At 64.6% G+C, this 576-nt stretch carries 1 protein-coding gene; it reads right to left on the bottom strand.

The genetic code is table 11. The features are described 5' to 3' along the window. Positions 1-114: 114 nt before the first annotated feature. The coding region (locus FLQ44_RS11240) for an ATP synthase beta subunit C-terminal domain-containing protein (RefSeq protein WP_439144924.1) at positions 115-576 on the bottom strand (462 nt) is incomplete at its 5' end.

Raw genomic sequence — 576 nt, 5'->3', positions numbered from 1 at the left:
CGGGGGATTGGGGATTGGGGATTCGGGATTCGCAAGAGCGGAACTGCGCGAGCGGCTGCTCTGCGCTGCTTCGAATCCCGAATCCCGTCTCCCGGATCCCGGTCGGTCGCGGCCTTAGGCCGCGGCCGACATGGCCTTTGCCTTCTCGAACACTTCGTCGATGCCGCCGACCATGTAGAACGCCTGCTCGGGCAGGTGGTCGCACTCGCCGTCGACGATCATCTTGAAGCCGCGGATGGTTTCCTTCAGCGAGACGTACTTGCCGGGCGAGCCGGTGAAGACTTCGGCGACGAAGAAGGGCTGCGAGAAGAAGCGCTCGACCTTGCGGGCGCGCGACACGACCTGCTTGTCCTCTTCGGACAGCTCGTCCATGCCGAGGATCGCGATGATGTCCTTCAGCTCCTTGTAGCGCTGCAGGGTCGACTGCACCTTGCGGGCGGTGTCGTAGTGCTCGTTGCCGATCACGTTCGGGTCCAGCTGGCGGCTGGTCGAGTCGAGCGGATCGACCGCCGGGTAGATACCCAGCGACGCAATGTTGCGGCTCAGCACGACGGTGGCGTCGAGGTGGGCGAAGGT

The organism is Vogesella mureinivorans (assembly GCF_007644035.1).
In the GTDB taxonomy this organism is placed as follows: Bacteria; Pseudomonadota; Gammaproteobacteria; order Burkholderiales; family Chromobacteriaceae; genus Vogesella; species Vogesella mureinivorans.
This window is presented reverse-complemented; position numbering and strand designations above follow the sequence as displayed.